The organism is Phyllobacterium myrsinacearum, from assembly GCF_014138285.1.
Taxonomy (GTDB): Bacteria; Pseudomonadota; Alphaproteobacteria; order Rhizobiales; family Rhizobiaceae; genus Phyllobacterium; species Phyllobacterium myrsinacearum_A.
In genome coordinates this window covers 319,832-338,149 of record NZ_JACGXN010000002.1, presented here as the reverse complement: position 1 = coordinate 338,149, position 18,318 = coordinate 319,832, and the positions used below count along the sequence as shown (strand labels likewise).

The window sequence follows — 18,318 nt, the reverse complement described above, 5'->3', positions numbered from 1 at the left end:
GCACCCCAACACCTCAACGCGCGAGGCAAAACGCCTTCAATGCCCTGACCAGTTCAACACTGGTGCGTTTTTGCGTGGGGGTTTCGAAACCGAGCCGCTGTGCGGCAGCGCTTACCGGTTCAGCCGGCACAGCACAGGATGAATGGATTTCCCGGAAAGGAATGCGTTGTAAAAGTGCATCGGCATTACCGATGTTGACGCCGGAGCCGGGCATGACTTTGATGCGACCGGCAGCGAGCGCAAATGTCTTTTCCAGATCGTCGATCCCCTGCGCCGAGGTCGGCATCCGGCCCGACGTGAGAATGCGTTCGAAGCCGATTTCGACGGCTGTTTCAACGGCTTCCCCGAGGTCGGGCACAAGATCGAAGGCCCGGTGCAGCGTGACGCCAAGCCCGTCACAATTGCGTATCAGACGTTCCAGCGTGGTATGATCGAGGCTGCCATTAGCGTGGTTCGCACCGAAGACGACACCGGCAAGGCCGGCACTGCGGATCATGTCGATTTCCCGCAGCATCGCGTCGATATCGGCCTCGGCGAACACGAAATTGCCGGGGCGCGGGCGGATCATCGCATAGATCGGGATGGGTGAGGCAATCGCTTGGCCGATCAGGCCCGGTGTCGGGGTCAACCCGCCCAGTTCAAGCGCCGAGCACAGCTCCACACGGTCGGCACCGCCTGTTATGGCAGCGGCAAGGCCGTTGGAATCGTCCACGCAGACTTCCAGAAGAATGCCGCTCATTTCGTTTCGCCCATCAATCCGAGAACACCTGCACCGATCAGCCCGGGTTCGATTTTCAGCTGCCCCGGAATGACCAGCGGCTTGCCGGTCTTCCATAAGATGCGGTCGCGCACCGCCCGGTCCAGCCGCTCGATCAACGGGACGGCATTGGCCAGACCGCCGCCGACGGGCACAACCGACGCGCCGAGCACATTCAGCGTCATGGCCAGCGGCCCGCTGACGATATCGATATAGCAATCGATGGTGCGCTCGGCCGCCGCGTCGCCATTGTTCCATGCCGCGATGATTTCGGTGCTCGGCAGGTCGACGCCGTGGATATGGGCGTGCAGCCGCTCCATACCGCGTGCGGCGCCCACCGCATCGACACAGCCCACCTGGCCGCAGCCGCAGGCATAGCGCGGGATGGCAATGGGCGGATTGCCCGCCCATGTCGCGGAAATCGGCCCATGGCCCCATTCCCCGGCAAACCCGCCTGCGCCTTCGTGGATTTTGCCGTTGATGACCAGACCGCCGCCGACGCCGGTGCCCAGAATGATCCCGAACACCACGCGGTGGCCGCGTCCGGCGCCGACAACGGCTTCCGACAGGGCAAAGCAATCGGCATCATTGGCGACGAGGACCGGGCGGCCGAGTTTTTCACTCAGGTCCTTAACAAGGGGACGGCCATGGATGCAGGGGATGTTGGCGCAGGTGATCCTGCCGCTTTCGGCATCGACCACGCCAGCAACCGAGATGGAGATCAACGATGCCGGATCAGCGCCGCCGTCCGCCGCGATTTTTTCGATGACACTGGCAAAGGCGTCGAAATCATGCAGGGGCGTCGGCACTTTCGGTAGGGGCCTTATGTCTTCAGGTGCATAGGCCATTGCACCCTTGATGGCCGAGCCACCGATGTCAAAGCAGGCAATCATGGGAAAACAGGTCCGGAATCAATCATGGTGAATGTTGATAGCGGAATTTCCCCGCATGGCAAACTCAAGTGAATGGATTTATTCGCGCGACCGGCGGGCAGCCCTGTCCTCGCGTGAGCGGCGGCGCGGCGTTGCATCGCCGACCTGGCCATCCTCACCGACATTCTTGCGTGGCGGCAGACTGACGGCGAGCGAGAGTTTGGGGAAAGGGTCGACCTTGTTGGGCATGGCCATGGCATAGACGAAATGCTCCTGGAACTTCGGTTCCAGTGCCGTCTCGATCTTTTCGATGCGGGTGACTGTGTCTTCGATCTCGCGGCGGTAATCGCGGTTGAGCAGCGCCATCCGCGCACCGGTGCCGGCCGCATTGCCGACAGCCTTCACCTTGTCGAGGTCGCAATCGGGGATAAGCCCGAGCACCATGGCGTACTTCGGATCGATGAACGAACCGAAGGCTCCGGCAAAACGAATCTGGTCGACGTGATCGATACCCTGCTTGTCCATCAGCAGCTTGACGCCTGCATAGAGCGCAGCCTTGGCCAGCTGGATCGCCCGCACGTCGTTCTGCGTGATGATGATCGTCGGCGATCCCTCGTGCAGAAGATAGGAGAAGGTGCGGCCCGTTGGGCGGATGCGCGGTGATTTCGCGACCAGACTGCCATCCACCACGCCGTCTTCGGAAATAATGCCGGAAAGATACATTTCCGCGACGACTTCGATGATGGCCGAGCCGCAAATGCCTGTTATGCCGCTGGCCTGTACCGCTTCGGCAAAGCCGGGTTCATCCGACCATTGTTCCGTACCGATGACGCGGAAGCGCGGCTCCAGTGTCACCGGATCGATGCGCACACGCTCAATGGCACCCGGCGCGGCGCGCTGGCCGCCTGAAATCTCGGCGCCTTCGAAGGCAGGACCCGTTGGAGAGGAGGCGGCAACGGTGCGCTGGCGGTTGCCGAGCACGATTTCCGCATTGGTGCCGACATCGACGAGCAGCATCATCTCGTCCTGCCGGTGCGGGCCTTCCGCGAGGGTCGCGGCTGCCGCATCGGCGCCGACGTGACCGGCGATGCAGGGCAGCATATAGACCCGCGAACCCGGATTCATGGCGAGGCCGATTTCGTTGGCTTTCAGATGCACAGCACCGGAAACGGCAAGCGCAAAAGGCGCACCGCCCAGTTCGGTCGGGTCGATGCCAAGGAAAAGGTGGTGCATGATCGGATTGCCGACAAAGACCGCATCGAGAATATCTTCGCGTGCGACATTGCCTTCGGCGCAGACCTTGCCGATCAGATCATTGATGGCTTCACGCACCGCATTGGTCATGCCTTCGCGCCCATCCGGATTCATCATGACGTAGGAAACGCGGCTCATCAGATCTTCGCCGAAGCGGATCTGTGGGTTGGATGTTCCGGCCGAAGCAATGGTGCGCACCGACAAGAGGGACGACAGGTGCATGGCGATGGTGGTCGAACCGATATCGCAGGCGATGCCATAGGCCTCGTTCTTCAGGCCCGGCCACAGGCCGATCATGGTCGGCCGCGATGTTTCCTCATCGTGGTGGATGGCGGCGGTGACCGTCCATTCGCCCTTGCGCAGGATTTTCTGGATCTGCGGCAGAAGATAGGTATCCACATCGAGGTTGCGGATGCCCCATTCCTGTTCCAGCGCTGCCTTCAGGCGGTCGAGATCGCCGAGCGGCTTGTGCATGTCAGGCTCTTCCACCTCGACATAGCACATGTGCACGGCGGGATTGCGCTCGATGATGCGCGTGTCGGCATCCTTGCGCACGACCTGCGCATTGACCTGCACGTCCTGCGGTACGTCGACGACAAGATCGCCGAGAATGGTCGCCGAGCAGGAAAGCCGGCGTCCGTCCTTCAGGTCACGCTTTTCGGCATAGCGCTTTTCTTTCGGGCCGAATTCGGAAATGTGGTCGTTGGAGGAGGTGATGCCGTGTTTGGCAAACCGGCCTTCCTGCACATCAATCTGGCAGCGCCCGCAGATGCCGCGCCCGCCGCACACGCTTTCGACATAGACGCCCAGCGTCCGGGCCGCTTCGAGCACTGTCGTACCGACCGCAAAATGCCCGCGCTTGCCCGACGGCATGAACAGAACGAGGGCGTCCTTAGCCGATGCTTCAGTGTCTTTCACGGGTGCGTCCACGATCAATGCTCCAAGTCCCGCATGCCATTCGCCTGCAACGCCATTATGCGTGGTGTGTGGTTCGTGGTTCGACAAGCTCACCATGAGGGAGAGTGGTGCTCTCCATGAGGGGAGTGAGGCTCTCCATGAGGGAGATGGAGGATTGTAGGGAGCTATACCCTGCAATCTTTCCGGTTAGCCTTGCAGCCACCCATCTCCCTCATGGTGAGTTTGTCGAACCACGAACCACGCACAATGACTGATGCCGCCAATAGCGTGGCATTCCAAACCAATCAACCCGTCGCGCCGCGCCGCGCTTCACGGCCACCGCGCCGGCGTCCGCCGCCATTGGCATCGGCCGGTACTGAAACAGCAGGTGCTGCCCCGGCAGCGGCCGGCTGATGGTCACGATACTTCTTGATCCAATAGGTGCAGTTGGGGTCGGTGCCGTTGAGAACGTTGGCGGCGTGAACCGCTTCCATTTCCTGCGGACGGCAGGGATTCATGATTGCCGATGTCATGCCGGCGCCGATCACCATGGGAATGAACCCGGCATTGATGCCGTGACGATGAGGCAGGCCGAAGGAGATATTGGAGAGACCGCAGGTGGTGTTGACCTTCAGTTCTTCGCGCAGACGGCGCAGAAGTGCAAAAACCTGACGGCCCGCATCGCCAAGGGCTCCAATGGGCATGACCAGCGGATCGACGACGATGTCATGGGCTGGAATGCCGAAATCGGCGGCGCGCTGCACGATCTTCTTGGCAACGGCAAAGCGCACATCCGGGTCCATGGAAATACCGGTTTCGTCGTTCGAGATGGCGACGACGGGGACATTGTACTTCTTGATCAACGGCAGGATGGCCTCAAGCTTTTCCTCTTCACCGGTCACGGAATTGACCAGTGGACGGCCCTTGGCGACCTTCAGCGCAGCTTCGATGGCAGCAGTGACCGAACTGTCGATGGACAGGGGAATGTCGACGAGATTCTGCACGATTTCCAGTGTCTTGACGAGCAGACCGGGCTCCGTCGCATTCGGGTCGACGGAGGTGACACCCGCATTGACGTCGAGCATGGTTGCACCAGCGGCAACCTGTTCCAGCGCATCCTTGATCACCGTATCAAAAATGCCGGCAGCCATCTCGGCCGCAAGTTTCTTGCGGCCTGTCGGATTGATCCGTTCGCCGATCACGCAGAATGGCTGATCAAATCCGATGATGATTTCTCTGGTCGCCGAGGCAACGATCGTGCGGGTCATTCAGGAAATCCTTAATTCGCTGCTGCGGATGCGTATTGGGCCGATGCAACACTCCAGGAGCCGCGATCAACCAGCCATTCGGACGACTTCTTCAGGCCGCCGAACGGGAAAATGTGGATCTGCTTGATGGCAGAAGCCGGATTGTTGATGACATGCTGCTCGATCGGGCCAACAACGCCTTCCGGCGAATGGCTCGTGGCGAGTGCTGTCAGCGACAGGGCATTCTTCTTCAGGAAGCTGATCGAGTTGCCGACGCCGCACATGGCAGCATATTTGATCAGCGTGGTGATCTTGGCCGGACCGGCAACGCCGAGATGCACGGGCAGATCAACGCCATGTTCGCGCAGCGATTCCGAGTAGCGGATGAAACGGTCGGCATCAAAGCCGAACTGGGTAACCACGCGCAGACGGGCGCCGGTGCGCTCACCGAAATTCTTCTTCAGGCGCAGTGCTTCAAGGGCAACCGCCTCGGAAAATTCCGGGCTGCCTTCGGGATGGCCCGCGACGCCCATTTCTGTGATGCCGTATTTGTCGAAAAAGCCGGTTTCCAGCACTTCCATGGTGGAGGAGAAGTCGCCAGCCTGCCGTTCGAGGCCGCCGCCGATGACCAGAACATCGGTCACGCCAGCTTCTTCAGCGGCACGGCGAATGCGGGTTTCCAGAGCGGCCCGTGTTCCAAGGCGGCGCGATGCAATGTGCGGGACGGGCTTGTAGCCGAGATCATGGATGCGCTTGGCCGCAGCTGTCAGCGTGTCGACGCCATCGGTGCCCATATCTGTGATATAGACGCGGGTTCCCTCGGGGAACAGACCCGGCAGGTCCTGTGAATCAATCGCCTGGCGTGCCGCCACTTCGATGGATGCTGCGATCTTTGTCATGGGCTTTGCTTTCAATTCATGAATTGTCATGTCCGCCTGCCTTTACGAGCGCTACAAGCCGCTCCCGGTGATATTCACTGTCAATACGGGCGAGGGCTGCATCAGCCTCTGCGTCCAGATCATCACTCACTGGCACCGGAGTTCCCCGGCGCCATTCTGCCAGATAGGCGTCCGAATCCCGGGCACCTATACGCATCGCACACATGTCGATGGCTTCAGTAAATCGAAGAGGAAGTTCGCGCTTTGCGGCTTGACGTCCTTTTTTGACGGTCACCTGTGCAGGAATGTCCCGCCAATAAACGACAATAAGATCGGCCATGCACTTTATCCTCCAACAACGACCGTTTTGCCGGAAAATCAGGGGTTAAGCTTGCTATCTCACGACGTGCGTGCACTCAAATGCGACGTGCGCCATTGTTGCTTTTGCGACAGGAATTTTAGTGAAGGGATTGCATTCCCACTGTGCGTGGTTCGTGCTTCGACAAGCTCACCATGAGGGAGAGGGAGGATTGCAGGGAGTCAAGTTCTGCATCGCAGGTGACTAGTGCCTGCAATATCTCCGGTTGGCCTTGCAGCCTCCCTCACCCTCATGGTGAGCTTCCTTAGCTTGTCGAACCACGAACCACGCACCCGAGTATTGCAGTAATGTTCAAAACGGCCAGAAGGTAAGGAGATAGGCAAACACATTGGCGGCGATGAAGGCAAAGCCGAAGACAATGCTGATGGAAATGACGCCCAGGATGAGACCACCGAGCATCAAACGGCCATCGCGTTCGCACAGAGCGATACCGACTATGGCGGTTGCAAGGGCCGGGAGCCAGTTTGACAACGGCATGGGCAGGACGACGGACATGCCAAGGACTGTCGTAAAAGCGCCAAGCCAGCGATCACCCTGACGCTGCGAGAATGGCCAGTTGCGCGGGCGGATGAACCGCTCGAGCCATTGCAGCCACGGAACGACCCTGTTCGAGACCTGACGGAAGCGTTCCGGCGCGATTGTCTTGGTTCGCATGAACGCGGGCAACCAGACGGATTCGCGTCCCATGACCATCTGCACCGAGACCAGAACAAGCGGGATGCCGGTGACGATACCGGTCCCCGGCGGCAAAGGTAGCAGGTTGAGAATGGCAAAAAATGTCAGAAGGGCAGCAAAACTGCGATCCGTGAATGCGTCTTCAAGTTCTGTGAAAGAAACGGGCGCGTCGGTTGTCCGTGCAAGGTCTTCGAAAACCTGTGAGAGCGGGCGCGGATCATTGTCCGCATGCGTGGTCCCGTCCGCTTTCTTCTGATTTTTCGTGTCTAATGCAACCATGAGCTCATCTTTATTCAATCTTTGCCCATATGGAGGGGCAAAGGTGACATTGCAATGACGGAAAAGAGCTAGCGTCTGAATTCCATGACGTTGAGCAAGGATTCGTAATAGGGTGCGGGAAGCTCGATGCGAAAGGCATTTTTCCCGGTACGATAGGCATAACCGGCTTCGTCGGTTTTCGGTCCTGCGCCGTATTTGACCGGCTTTTGATCCGAGACATAGCCGGTGCCGAGATAGGTCAGGCGCGTATCGCTTTCGGTGTAGAAGCGGCCTTTGGTGCGCTGCGAGCCCGAAATCTTTTCCAGCGCCCAGCCCGAGCCGTCGTCGGTGACCTTGCATTTGAACCAGCCATAGACGATGAGCGCCGGTGCCATGCCACCGAGCTTGATGGTCCGGCATTGCCAGTTTCCGGTCATGTCAAAATCCTGGCTGAACGGAAGTCCGGGTTTGTTCAGCAAATCGTCCACCAGACGTACATCCGCTGCCGCTCCGGTGGCCTTCGCTTCTGCAACCGCTTTGGTTTTTGTCTGCTGATATTGCTCGAGACGCTTGCTGTCAGCGGCAGTGATGATCTTGGTGATCGCGCCGTCCGCATGGGCGGCACTCACCGTGCTCAAGCCAATCGTTGCAAGAAAAAACGTGCGAAACAACATGAGACAGTCCTTTGCTTTCGATTCCATCCGGGGCAGGAACATGCCGATTTCAGAACGCAAAGGAAAGCGTCAAAGAGCCGTAGCCGCCGCCTGTTGAAGAGCAGGTGTCAGATCGCCATAGGCGGTAAAGCGCCGTTCATAGGCAAGGCCGAGGAATTCCGCTGCCCGCTCCGCATTGGCATTGAGCTTGGGATCATCCGTCTGCGCGAGGTAGATCATCTTGGTATAATTGCCGAAATACATGTCGCGCAATTCCGGATGCCGGTCGAGGCCGAGGGGTTTGACCATGAAGGCTTCAAAATGCCGGGCGAGGAAATCGGTCATGAAAAATGACGTCATGTCATCGTCCCATTTGGACGCAAAAGCATTATTGCCCACGTAGAACGAGAAACAATGTGGTCCCTCAATGCGCTCCACTCCGTGTTTCTCACACACACGGTCAAGCATGCCGCCGGTGCCGCAATCCGCATAGCCGACGAAGATGCGCTTGATGCCCTGCGCCTTGGCTCGCACAATGGCCCGGTCAACGGATGGTGCGATCTTCTGGGGATAATGATGATAGACGGCGGGCAGGCATTTCAACTCGATATGATTGAGGCCAAATTGCTCGCGTATCGCCAGAATTTCACGGGCGATCATTCCGCAGGCAATAACGCGAACGGTGTCCGGTGAATTATTCGGTTTCTGGCTCATATTCATGGAACCGATTTCGCTCCATTGCGTTATGCGATTGTTGATTAAATTCTATCAGAACGGGAGACCCTGTCCATGAAACTATCACGCGTTGTACCAATCGCCGCTGTTCTTGCTGTTGTAGCCCTTTCCGGCTGCGCCAACACAATCCGCGGCATGGGTGCAGATACAGCCAATACAGTGAATGCAACCCAGTCCGCTGGTCATCGGGTAGCAAAATCTGCCAACTGATGACTTGATCCAGCCAGATCAATTTCAGCAAACTTATATTGCATGTATTGCATGAAAAAGCGGCCGCATTTGGATGCGGCCGTTTTGTTCTGGTTCAGGCACCGGCCAACTGGTTGTGCTTGCGCTTCATATAGTCCTTGGCGGTTTCAACCGCGACGGCCGCATCGCGGCAATAGGCATCCGCGCCCACGGCTTTGCCGAACTCTTCGTTTAGGGGAGCACCGCCAACGAGCACGACGTAATCGTCGCGAATGCCCTTTTCCTTCATCGTGTCGATAACGACCTTCATATAGGGCATCGTCGTTGTAAGCAGGGCGGACATGCCGAGAATGTCAGGCTTGTGTTCTTCAATGGCGGCCAGATAGTTTTCGACCGGATTGTTGATGCCGAGATCGATGACGTCGAAGCCAGCGCCTTCCATCATCATGCCGACGAGATTCTTGCCGATATCGTGAATGTCGCCTTTGACGGTTCCGATAACCAGCTTGCCCTGTTTCGGTGCGCCAGTTGCTGCAAGGAGAGGGCGCAGGATGAACATGCCTGCCTTCATGGCATTGGCTGAAAGCAGAACTTCCGGCACGAAAAGGATGCCGTCGCGGAAATCCTCGCCTACGATACGCATGCCTTCGACCAGCGCTTCGGTCAGAACCCGGTAAGGGACCCAGCCGCGCTCCAGAAGAATATTGGTACCTTCCTCGATCTCTTCCTTCAATCCGTCATACAGATCGTCATGCATTTGTTCGACGAGTTCGTCGTCCGAAAGCTCCGAAAGAATGATTTCATCGTCGGCCATGGGTGTTCTTCCTCTCAAGCGTTATGCACAGCTTTGTATCGGTACTGGCATTCCCTTAACATATCGGGCAAGTTGCTGAAAACGCATTGCTTAAATGCGACCTCGTAAAAGACGAAAACGACTGTCTGGTTGTCTTCCATGCGCCATTGTTTGACGCACACGGAAACGCCCCGATATGTGTCGCGGGTAGGATTTGACTGTTGAGGTCATGACCGAAGAACCAATCCGCGCATCAAGCGCCGGGAGAGAGAAAATGAATCAGGAAACGCCAGTCGATGCACCTGCGGACACGGCAGAAAGCGGCGGACGCCGCGGACGTGGTGCCGGTGCAGGCGCAGCTGCCCGCCGAGCAGCCCGTTCCGGCGGCGGCCCGGGCAAGTCGCTTACCTTTATCACGCGCAAGATTCGCGAATATGAGGTGCTGGATGAAGAAGGGCTGGCGCTGATCGAAGCCAATGCGGATACGGTGCTTGAAGAGATCGGCATCGAGTTCCGCGACGATGCGGAGGCCCTGCAGCTCTGGCGTGAAGCCGGAGCCGACGTTAAAGGCGAGCGGGTGCATTTCCCCAAGGGTCTTCCCCGGTCGCTTCTGAAAACGGCTCCTTCGGTTTATACGCAGTATGCACGCAACCCTGAACGGTCTGTACAGATCGGCGGCAAGGCCACGGTGTTCGCGCCGGTTTACGGTCCGCCCTTCGTGCGCGATCTCGAAGGCAATCGCCGTTATGCAACGATTGAAGACTTCAATAATTTCGTGAAGCTCTCCTACATGGCGCCGTCGATCCACCATTCCGGCGGAACCGTGTGCGAACCGGTTGACGTGCCCGTCAACAAACGCCATCTCGATATGGTCTACGCCCACATCAAATATTCCGACAAGCCATTCATGGGCTCGGTCACGGCGCCGGAACGGGCAGAAGACACGATTGCCATGTGCAAGCTGGTGTTCGGCGAGGATTATCTCGACCAGAACACGGTCCTGACCAGCCTGATCAACGCCAATTCCCCCATGGTCTTTGACGAGACGATGGTTGGCGCGCTGAAGGTCTATGCCCGCAACAATCAGGCCTGCATCGTCACGCCGTTCATTCTCGCCGGAGCGATGAGCCCGGTGACGGTGGCCGGTACGTTGACGCAGGTTCTGGCGGAAGTGCTGGCAGGCGCGTCCTTCACCCAGCTGATCCGTCCCGGCGCCCCGGTCATTTTCGGCACCTTTGCCTCATCGATTTCAATGCAGTCGGGGGCACCGACATTCGGCACGCCGGAGCCGTCGCTTGTTTCCTATGGCGCGGCACAGCTGGCACGGCGGCTCGGACTGCCGTTCCGTACCGGTGGTTCGCTCTGTGCCTCGAAGGTTTCCGATGCGCAGGCGGCCTATGAAAGCGCCAATACGCTGAACTCGACGCTTCTCGCGGGCACGAATTTCGTGCTACATTCGGCCGGCTGGCTCGAAGGCGGTCTCGTGTCTTCCTATGAGAAGTTCATGATGGACATCGACCAGCTCGGCATGGCGCAAAAATTCGCCGAGGGCATTGATCTTTCCGAGAACGGCCAGGCGATGGATGCGATCCGGCAGGTGGGTCCGGGCAGTCACTATCTCGGCTGCGATCACACGCAGGCGAACTTCCAGACGGCGTTCTACCGCTCGAACATTGCCGATAACAATTCCTACGAGCAATGGCTGGCCGAAGGCGAGAAACGCGCCGATCAACGCGGCAACGATCTGGCACGCCGATGGCTCGAAACCTATGAGGCACCCTATCTCGACCCGGCCATCGACGAATCCCTCAAGGAATTCATTGCGAAGAAAAAAGCGTCGATGCCCGACGCATTCACCTGAAAGAAGCCCGAAGACGGCCGGGCTAAAGTGGCCGATTTGATCCATCACGAAGTCTGGGCCTCTGCTGTCAAAGGTCCGGGTCCGGGATGACCGCTATTGATCCGATCATTGACCAGATCACCGCCGCGCTGGAACCGCATGGTCTCGTTCCGCGCGGCGGTTTTGTGTTTGGACCCGATGACGATGCGCCCCGCCTGAGCCATGGCGCTGCAGCGTGCAGCGTGGTTCTCGTCGGCCATTTTGGCTCATCGATCTGGCCGCCTTTCACACAATGGCGGCAGTCCCACAGGGATCAGCCCGATCCGCTGGACACGTGGTCCAAGGAGGTTCTCACGGACGTGGCTGGTGCGGTGGGAGGACAGGCGGTGTTTCCATCCGACAAGCCCTACATGCCGTTTCAGCAGTGGGCAAAACGCGCGGAAGGCCTGTCTGCCTCGCCACTGGGGCTCCTGATTCATCCCGAATACGGCCTCTGGCAGGCGTTTCGCGGTGCGCTGCTTTTTGACAGGATCATCCGTTTCGCACCCCACCCATCCAACAACCATCCTTGTGACAGCTGCGTCGAAAAACCGTGTCTGCATACCTGTCCGGTCGATGCCTTCGATGGAACCGGTTTTGCCGTTGACCGTTGCCGCAGCTATCTGGCGAGGCCGGAGGGCGCGCTTTGCATGGGTGGCGGGTGCCTCGCGCGTCTGGCCTGTCCGGTGGGGCAGGAACACGCCTATATGCCGGATCAGCAACGCTTTCACATGGCTGCGTTTGCCCACGGCTGATCATGGGCGAAAAATATTTTGATTGATTTCGATTTTTCACCCAAGGATTGATCCGGTTGCATCGTCAAAGGGGCGATGAACATGGTGACACGCATTTTGGACACTTCCGGTTTGATGGATGACACGGCTGATGTTTCAACCCTTGTGGCGCAAGCGCGGGCAGGGGATCGAACAGCATTCAGCGTTCTGGTTGAACAGAACTACGACTTCATCCATCGCATTGCCTGGCGCTGGTCGGGCAACCGCAACGATGCGGAAGATATCGCGCAGGATGTCTGTATCAAGCTCGGCAGTGCCATCCGGCAGTGGCGCGGGCAGGGCGCATTGCGCACGTGGCTTTACCAGATGACCCTGAATGCCGCCCGCGATCACATGCGCAGATATTCAAGGGAAAAGCGCAAGGCGGAGGCCTATCATCGCGAATTGCTCAACGATGTGCCGGTTGCCGATGGTTCGGATATCGACGCGGACGTTGGTGCCCTGTGGGCAGCGGTAAAGACATTGCCCGACAAGACCGCCGATGCGGTGCTACTGGTCTATGGAGAGGGATTGAACCACGCGCACGCAGCCGAAGTGCTGGACTGCGCCGAGGCCACGGTTTCGTGGCACATACACGACGCCAAAAAACGGTTGAAGCGCATTCTGCGCGCGCCGGAGGGCTTTTAGACATGACGAATGATCAGAAATTCAGCGAACTCGGCAAACTGACACCGCCGCAGCCATCTGACGCCGCAAAGCGCGCAGCCATGCATGCCGCCATGCAGGCGTTTGATCAGGCCGATGCGAAAAAAACTTCAGAGCAGACCCAAGGAAGCGGATTCATCCGTCGTCTTAGTTCCATCGCAACCCAATTGTGGAGTGAAACGATGGAAAAGAAGTTTCTGCTGTCAACGTCGGCCCTTGGCGGCCTGCTCATCCTGCCGATTGCCGGTTATCTCACCTGGAACATGATGCATGACCCACGCATGCTCACGGGCGATCAGACGCAGGACGAGACCACCATAAGCCAACCGCCGCTTGCAGCCGCACAGCAGCAGCCGGCGGAACCTGTCGTCCCGTCCCGTCCCGTTGTGGAACCGCTGGCAAAGCCTGCTCCCGCAGAGCGGCGCGTTGCGGCGCCGCAAACGGCCAAGCAGCAATCCGCGCCCGTAATGAAGGAACAGGCTGCGGCTGGCGCTCCGGCGGTCGTTTCACAGCCGTCGAGTGCAACAGTGGATCTGGCGCAGGACAGAACGGCTGTGCCGGCAGCCGAGCCTGTTCCCCCCGCTTTGAACCAGGGTTATGCGCGGATGGATGCCGAGGGATCGGCACCCCCGCAACCATCGCGTGATCGGGTTGCACAGTTCGAAACCAATCCGGTGAAACGCGTGGCCGATGATCCGGTGTCGACGTTCTCGATCGACGTGGATACGGCGTCCTATGCCATGGTGCGCCGTTCGTTGAAGGACGGCGTGCTGCCCGATCCCGACAGTATCCGGGTCGAGGAGATGATCAATTATTTCCCCTATGACTGGAAAGGACCGGACAACCGCGACACGCCGTTCAACGCGACGATTACCGTGACGCCCACGCCGTGGAACCAGAACACCAAGCTGATGCATATCGGTATCAAGGGATACGACGTTATCCCGGCGGAAAAGCCGCGTGCCAATCTGGTGTTCCTGCTTGACGTGTCGGGTTCCATGAACAAGCCGGACAAGCTGCCGCTGCTGAAATCCGCCTTTCATATGCTGGTAAGCAAGCTCGATCCGAAGGACACGGTGTCCATTGTCACCTATGCGGGGAATGCCGGAACCGTGCTTGAACCAACCGAAGTAAAGGACAAGGCCAAGATTTTTGACGCGCTGAACCGGCTGGAGGCAGGCGGATCGACAGCGGGCGAGGCTGGTATCAAGGAGGCATACCGGCTGGCCAAAGCCAATTTTGTCAAGGACGGTGTTAATCGCGTGATGCTGGCCACGGACGGCGATTTCAACGTCGGCCAGTCCAGCGACGAGGAACTGAAGAAACTGATCGAAGATGAGCGCAAATCCGGCGTCTTCCTGTCGGTCTTCGGGTTCGGCGAAGGCAATTACAACGACCAGATGATGCAGATCCTCGCACAGAACGGCAACGGCACCGCTGCCTATATCGACACGCTGGCCGAGGCTGAAAAGACGCTGGTGCAGGAAGCGACATCGACATTGTTCCCGATCGCCAAGGATGTGAAAATCCAGGTCGAGTTCAATCCGGCTGCCGTCGCGGAATACAGGCTCATCGGGTATGAAACCCGCGCACTCAAGCGCGAGGATTTCAACAATGACCGCATTGATGCCGGCGAAATCGGCTCTGGTCATACGGTCACCGCCATCTACGAGATAACGCCGAAAAACAGCCCGGCGGTGCTCACTGATGATCTGCGTTACGGCAAACCCGATGCAGCGGCTTCTGATGCCAAGACAGGTTCTGACGAATACGCGTTCTTCAAGATCCGCTACAAGCTGCCGAATGAAGACACCAGCAAGCTGATCACGACGCCTGTGACGAAAGCCAACGAGATTGCCGATGCAGTATCCGCATCGAGCGATGTGCGGTTCTCGACGGCAGTGGCGGCCTTCGGTCAAAAGCTGCGCGGGACGGACAGTCTGGCGAACTACAGCTATGCCGACATAGCCAAGCTCGGTGCCGGATCACGCGGCGACGATGCCTTCGGCTATCGCAGCGAGTTCCTGTCGCTGGTGCGCCTGGCCGATGCGCTGGAAGGCAAGAAGTAGCGCTCTGCAGGATTGTTCAAAAGCCAATGGCCGGGTTCGCCCGGCCATGTCTGTTTCATTGGGCTGCACGGCCATCGTGCGTGGTTCGCCAGGCTCACCATGAGGGAGGGTGAGGATTGCAGGGAGTCATATCCCGCAACACTTCTGAATCCTGCAATATTTCCGGTTAGCCTTGCAGCACCACTCTCCCTCATGGTGAGCCTGTCGAACCACGCACGATGGCCATGCAGCCGCGAATCAATAGGGCAGTTTCACCCCCGGCGGCCGCGGCGCTCACGTTTGGGCAGGTCATCAGCGTGGGCGGCGAGCTTGTTGCGCATTGGCCCAATGGTTTCCACAATGGATTCGATTGTTGGCCGCGTGCCCCGAATATGGCTGTCAAGCGCCTGCCGCATTGCTGCCAGATGCTGGAAGGAGGTGCCGCAGCAGCCGCCAATGATCTTCGCGCCGCCATCAATGGCTAACTTTGCATAGTCGGACATGAGTTCGGGCGTGCCTGAATAGAAAATCTCCGCGCCGCGAAATTCCGGAATGCCGCAATTGCCCTTGATGACGATGGTGGCCGACGGATCGGCTTCCGACATATCGAGGAGAGAGGCGAGAATATCCGAGGCGCCGACACCGCAATTGGCACCAACGGCGACAGGACGCGCCTCAAGTCCATCGACAACGGCGTGAATGTCCTTCGGTGGCAGGCCCATCATGGTCTTGCCAGCTGTGTCGAACGATCCGGTATAGACATAGGGCAGGCCGACTTTGACGGCTGCTTCCGCAGCGGCGCGAATTTCGCCGGGAGCCGACATGGTTTCGATCCAGGCCACATCGACGCCGCCAGCTTTCAGGCCTTCCAGCTGTTCAGTGAAGGCGGCAACAGCGTCCTCTTCGGTCAACGCGCCAAGCGGAACCAGCAGTTCACCTGTCGGGCCGACGGAGCCGGCAACAATCACCTTGCGGTCGGCCTTGTCGGCAACGGCGCGGGCCAGTTCAGCTGCCTTCTTGTTCAGTTCGAAAACACGGTCCTGCGCGTGATGTAGTTTCAGGCGATGCCGGGTGCCGCCGAACGAATTGGTGAGAATGATATCAGCCCCGGCATCAACGAAACCCTGATGCAAGGCGAGGATTTTTTCCGGCTGGGCTTCGTTCCACAGTTCGGGCGCTTCACCGGCTTCCAGCCCTGTCGCGAACAGGTTCGTGCCGGTTGCGCCGTCGGCCAGCAGTACACCTTTTTCAGCAAGAAGATCGGCAAGCGGATTGGCTGGGGTCATGGCGCGCAGTTCCTGTGATGATATCTAGATAACGATATAAGGAAGTCTTTATATGTGGTCAATCTTCATTTGCGACAAGACCTGCCGCATCATTCGACCTTGAGCGAAGAAATATAGGTGCCGACCTCGTGGGCATTGATCTTCGCCACCCGGATCAGCCCGTCGAAATGCCGCTGCATGGTCAGGACTGCTTCCGTGGTATTCAGGACAAGATACATCTCGCCGACGAAGATGGCGGCGCGGTAGGGGCCGAACACGGTGTAGGGCACCGAAAAGCGCTCACGCCCGTCAAACAGGTAAAGCCGGAAAGAGGGGTAGAGCTCGTCGATCAGCGCGCTCATATGCTCCAGCTGCTCAATGCGCGTGTCGCGCGGCAGGTCGCCCCAGATGCCGCCACCCATCGCGAAATCGCGCAGGGTCTGGTAGGGCATGCACACTTCCATGTCAGTGCCCGGCTGGCGGTTGTAGTCCAGCCGGAATGCCGTTTCGGTGATCTGGGTGGCAGGGTCGCGGTGCACCAGCGATGTCTCGTAGGCAATCACCGCCTGTGTGCGCAGGAGATCGGGGATGCGGGCCGGTACATAGCGGATCTTGCTGCCGGATGCTTCGCCGTGCCAGCGCACGAGGAGTGTCCGCTCGAAGCCGTCAACACCCTCCTCGATTTCCATACTGGCGCGCAGCTCGCCGATAATGCCTTCGTCCTGACTGAGGCCCAGCAGCCAGTCCAGCGACACCGCATAACGTTCGGCAATGTTGAGCAATGTTTCCACACGCGGCAGGCGCGTGGACTGGCCGGACAGGAGCTGGGACAGGGCAGAACGGTCAATGCCGACGGCGGAAGCGAAGGATGACTGGTTGTCGCCGCTGCGATTGAGCAGCATCCGGATCCGCTCCTGAAACAGGAGCGAGAGGTCGCGTTTATCCATTTTCCTGTCCTTTTGTTTACTAAATACAACAATTGCGCGATTTGGTGCGCAAAATCAACGGTTTCTCACAATAATATCATTGCTGACAGTTTCGGACGGTGAGACCATGAAAGTCATGGAATCAGAAGCACATACAACAAAATCAACTGACAAATTGAATCGCGAGCGCAAGCACGCGGGCTTGGAATGGCCAACCCTGGGATTGATGATTGTCTGCTACGGCTTGTGGTTCATCGCTGGCCTGTACATCTATACCGCCGCGCCCTTCTTTGCTTTGGTGCTGATGGCTGTCGCTGTCGCATTTCACTCATCGCTGCAGCATGAAGCCCTGCATGGTCACCCGACCCGCAGCGGTATGCTCAATGAAATTCTTGTCTCGCTGCCGATCGGTCTGTTCTATCCCTATCGCCGCTACAAGCATCTGCATCTCAAGCACCATGCGGACGAGCGTTTGACCGATCCCTATGACGATCCCGAGAGCTACTATCGCGCGCTTGGTGATTGGGAGAAGCTGCCTGCCGTCCTGAAGGCGCTTCTCAACTGGAACAACACATTGCTTGGCCGCATCATCATTGGTCCCGCGCTGATGATCGTTGGCTTTCTCTTCACCGATATCAAGTTGATTGCCGGCGGTGACCGTAAAGTGCGCACAGCATGGCTGCTGCACGGCATAGGGTTCGTGCCGATGTTCGCGCTGCTTCTCGCATTCGGCATTCCGCTCTGGCTCTACGCGCTGACGGCTGTCTACTGGGGCTTGGCGATCATTGCCATCCGCTCCTATTGCGAGCACCAGTGGTCGGAACGGCCGGACGGACGCACCATCATTGTCGAGAAATCGCCACTGGCGCTGCTTTTCCTCAACAACAATCTGCATTTCGTCCACCACAAGCGCCCGACCGTGCCGTGGTATCAATTGCCAAAGCTCTATCGCGAACAGCGCGAGGAGTGGAAGACGATGAATGGCGGCTATGTGTTCCGCAATTACTTCGAGATATTGCGGGCCTATGCGTTCCACAGCAAGGAAGACGTGGTTCACCCGGTATTGCGCCGTGAACCTGCGACCGCTCGTGCGTTCCGCCCGCGCCGCCATGGCATTTCCCTGCAGGGCGGAACAAGCGTGCCTATTCCCGCCGAGCCTCCGACAGAGTAAAAT

18 protein-coding genes are annotated in these 18,318 nt (G+C 58.5%); 6 read left to right on the top strand and 12 right to left on the bottom strand.

All coding sequences use genetic code 11. The annotated features are described in order from the left end of the window. Positions 1-13 precede the first annotated feature (13 nt). The 9 genes from FHW16_RS11220 to FHW16_RS11180 form a co-directional block, all read right to left on the bottom strand. A complete protein-coding gene (locus FHW16_RS11220) occupies positions 14-739 on the bottom strand; it encodes a copper homeostasis protein CutC (RefSeq protein WP_182549274.1) in 726 nt (241 codons plus the stop codon). Beyond that, positions 736-1,650: an ROK family protein gene (locus tag FHW16_RS11215; protein ID WP_182549273.1), complete on the bottom strand. Its 915-nt coding sequence runs from the start codon at positions 1,648-1,650 to the stop codon at positions 736-738. The genes FHW16_RS11220 and FHW16_RS11215 overlap by 4 nt, the downstream gene beginning before the upstream one ends. A 78-nt stretch (positions 1,651-1,728) precedes the next feature. Continuing rightward, entirely contained in the window at positions 1,729-3,756 is a 2,028-nt protein-coding gene (locus FHW16_RS11210) for an ASKHA domain-containing protein (protein WP_210278110.1), read from the bottom strand. 329 nt (positions 3,757-4,085) lie between these two features. Then, a complete protein-coding gene (locus FHW16_RS11205) occupies positions 4,086-5,048 on the bottom strand; it encodes a methyltetrahydrofolate cobalamin methyltransferase (RefSeq protein WP_182549272.1) in 963 nt (320 codons plus the stop codon). 11 nt (positions 5,049-5,059) lie between these two features. Next, positions 5,060-5,926, bottom strand: coding sequence for a methylenetetrahydrofolate reductase (locus FHW16_RS11200; RefSeq protein ID WP_182549271.1), 867 nt, complete (start codon positions 5,924-5,926; stop codon positions 5,060-5,062). 16 nt (positions 5,927-5,942) lie between these two features. Continuing rightward, positions 5,943-6,245: a virulence factor gene (locus tag FHW16_RS11195; protein ID WP_091877734.1), complete on the bottom strand. Its 303-nt coding sequence runs from the start codon at positions 6,243-6,245 to the stop codon at positions 5,943-5,945. A 330-nt stretch (positions 6,246-6,575) separates the two neighbouring features. Next, complete coding sequence (locus tag FHW16_RS11190; protein ID WP_182549270.1) at positions 6,576-7,238, bottom strand: exopolysaccharide biosynthesis protein; 663 nt, start codon at positions 7,236-7,238, stop codon at positions 6,576-6,578. 68 nt (positions 7,239-7,306) lie between these two features. Next, on the bottom strand, positions 7,307-7,891 hold the full coding sequence (locus tag FHW16_RS11185; RefSeq protein WP_182549269.1) for a DUF4893 domain-containing protein: 585 nt from the start codon (positions 7,889-7,891) through the stop codon (positions 7,307-7,309). Between the two features lie 69 nt (positions 7,892-7,960). Then, the gene (locus tag FHW16_RS11180; RefSeq protein ID WP_432652018.1) at positions 7,961-8,584 is read right to left on the bottom strand and encodes a DUF1638 domain-containing protein; all 624 of its coding nucleotides are present in this window, start codon (positions 8,582-8,584) and stop codon (positions 7,961-7,963) included. A 75-nt stretch (positions 8,585-8,659) separates the two neighbouring features. Between FHW16_RS11180 and FHW16_RS11175 the strand changes: the two genes are divergently transcribed. Further along, the gene (locus FHW16_RS11175; protein ID WP_182549267.1) at positions 8,660-8,815 is read left to right on the top strand and encodes an entericidin; all 156 of its coding nucleotides are present in this window, start codon (positions 8,660-8,662) and stop codon (positions 8,813-8,815) included. A 94-nt stretch (positions 8,816-8,909) separates the two neighbouring features. Here the strand turns inward: FHW16_RS11175 and FHW16_RS11170 are convergent, their stop codons facing one another. After that, the gene (locus FHW16_RS11170; protein ID WP_182549266.1) at positions 8,910-9,608 is read right to left on the bottom strand and encodes a corrinoid protein; all 699 of its coding nucleotides are present in this window, start codon (positions 9,606-9,608) and stop codon (positions 8,910-8,912) included. 253 nt (positions 9,609-9,861) lie between these two features. Here FHW16_RS11170 and FHW16_RS11165 point away from each other — a divergent pair, with 253 nt between their 5' ends. The 4 genes from FHW16_RS11165 (at position 9,862) to FHW16_RS11150 (ending at position 14,974) form a co-directional block, all read left to right on the top strand. Further along, on the top strand, positions 9,862-11,448 hold the full coding sequence (locus FHW16_RS11165; protein ID WP_182549265.1) for a trimethylamine methyltransferase family protein: 1,587 nt from the start codon (positions 9,862-9,864) through the stop codon (positions 11,446-11,448). Between the two features lie 86 nt (positions 11,449-11,534). Continuing rightward, a complete protein-coding gene (locus FHW16_RS11160; RefSeq protein ID WP_182549264.1) occupies positions 11,535-12,221 on the top strand; it encodes a 4Fe-4S dicluster domain-containing protein in 687 nt (228 codons plus the stop codon). A gap of 81 nt (positions 12,222-12,302) precedes the next feature. Continuing rightward, the gene (locus FHW16_RS11155; protein WP_246711714.1) at positions 12,303-12,887 is read left to right on the top strand and encodes an RNA polymerase sigma factor; all 585 of its coding nucleotides are present in this window, start codon (positions 12,303-12,305) and stop codon (positions 12,885-12,887) included. Positions 12,888-12,889: 2 nt separating this feature from the next. After that, a complete protein-coding gene (locus tag FHW16_RS11150; RefSeq protein WP_182549263.1) occupies positions 12,890-14,974 on the top strand; it encodes a vWA domain-containing protein in 2,085 nt (694 codons plus the stop codon). A 251-nt stretch (positions 14,975-15,225) separates the two neighbouring features. Here the strand turns inward: FHW16_RS11150 and bmt are convergent, their stop codons facing one another. Both bmt and FHW16_RS11140 read right to left on the bottom strand, forming a co-directional pair. Further along, entirely contained in the window at positions 15,226-16,239 is a 1,014-nt protein-coding gene (gene bmt, locus FHW16_RS11145) for a betaine--homocysteine S-methyltransferase (RefSeq protein WP_182549262.1), read from the bottom strand. An 89-nt stretch (positions 16,240-16,328) separates the two neighbouring features. Beyond that, positions 16,329-17,165: a helix-turn-helix domain-containing protein gene (locus tag FHW16_RS11140; protein WP_182549261.1), complete on the bottom strand. Its 837-nt coding sequence runs from the start codon at positions 17,163-17,165 to the stop codon at positions 16,329-16,331. Positions 17,166-17,280: 115 nt separating this feature from the next. Between FHW16_RS11140 and FHW16_RS11135 the strand changes: the two genes are divergently transcribed. After that, positions 17,281-18,315: a fatty acid desaturase gene (locus FHW16_RS11135; protein WP_182549260.1), complete on the top strand. Its 1,035-nt coding sequence runs from the start codon at positions 17,281-17,283 to the stop codon at positions 18,313-18,315. Positions 18,316-18,318 lie beyond the last annotated feature (3 nt).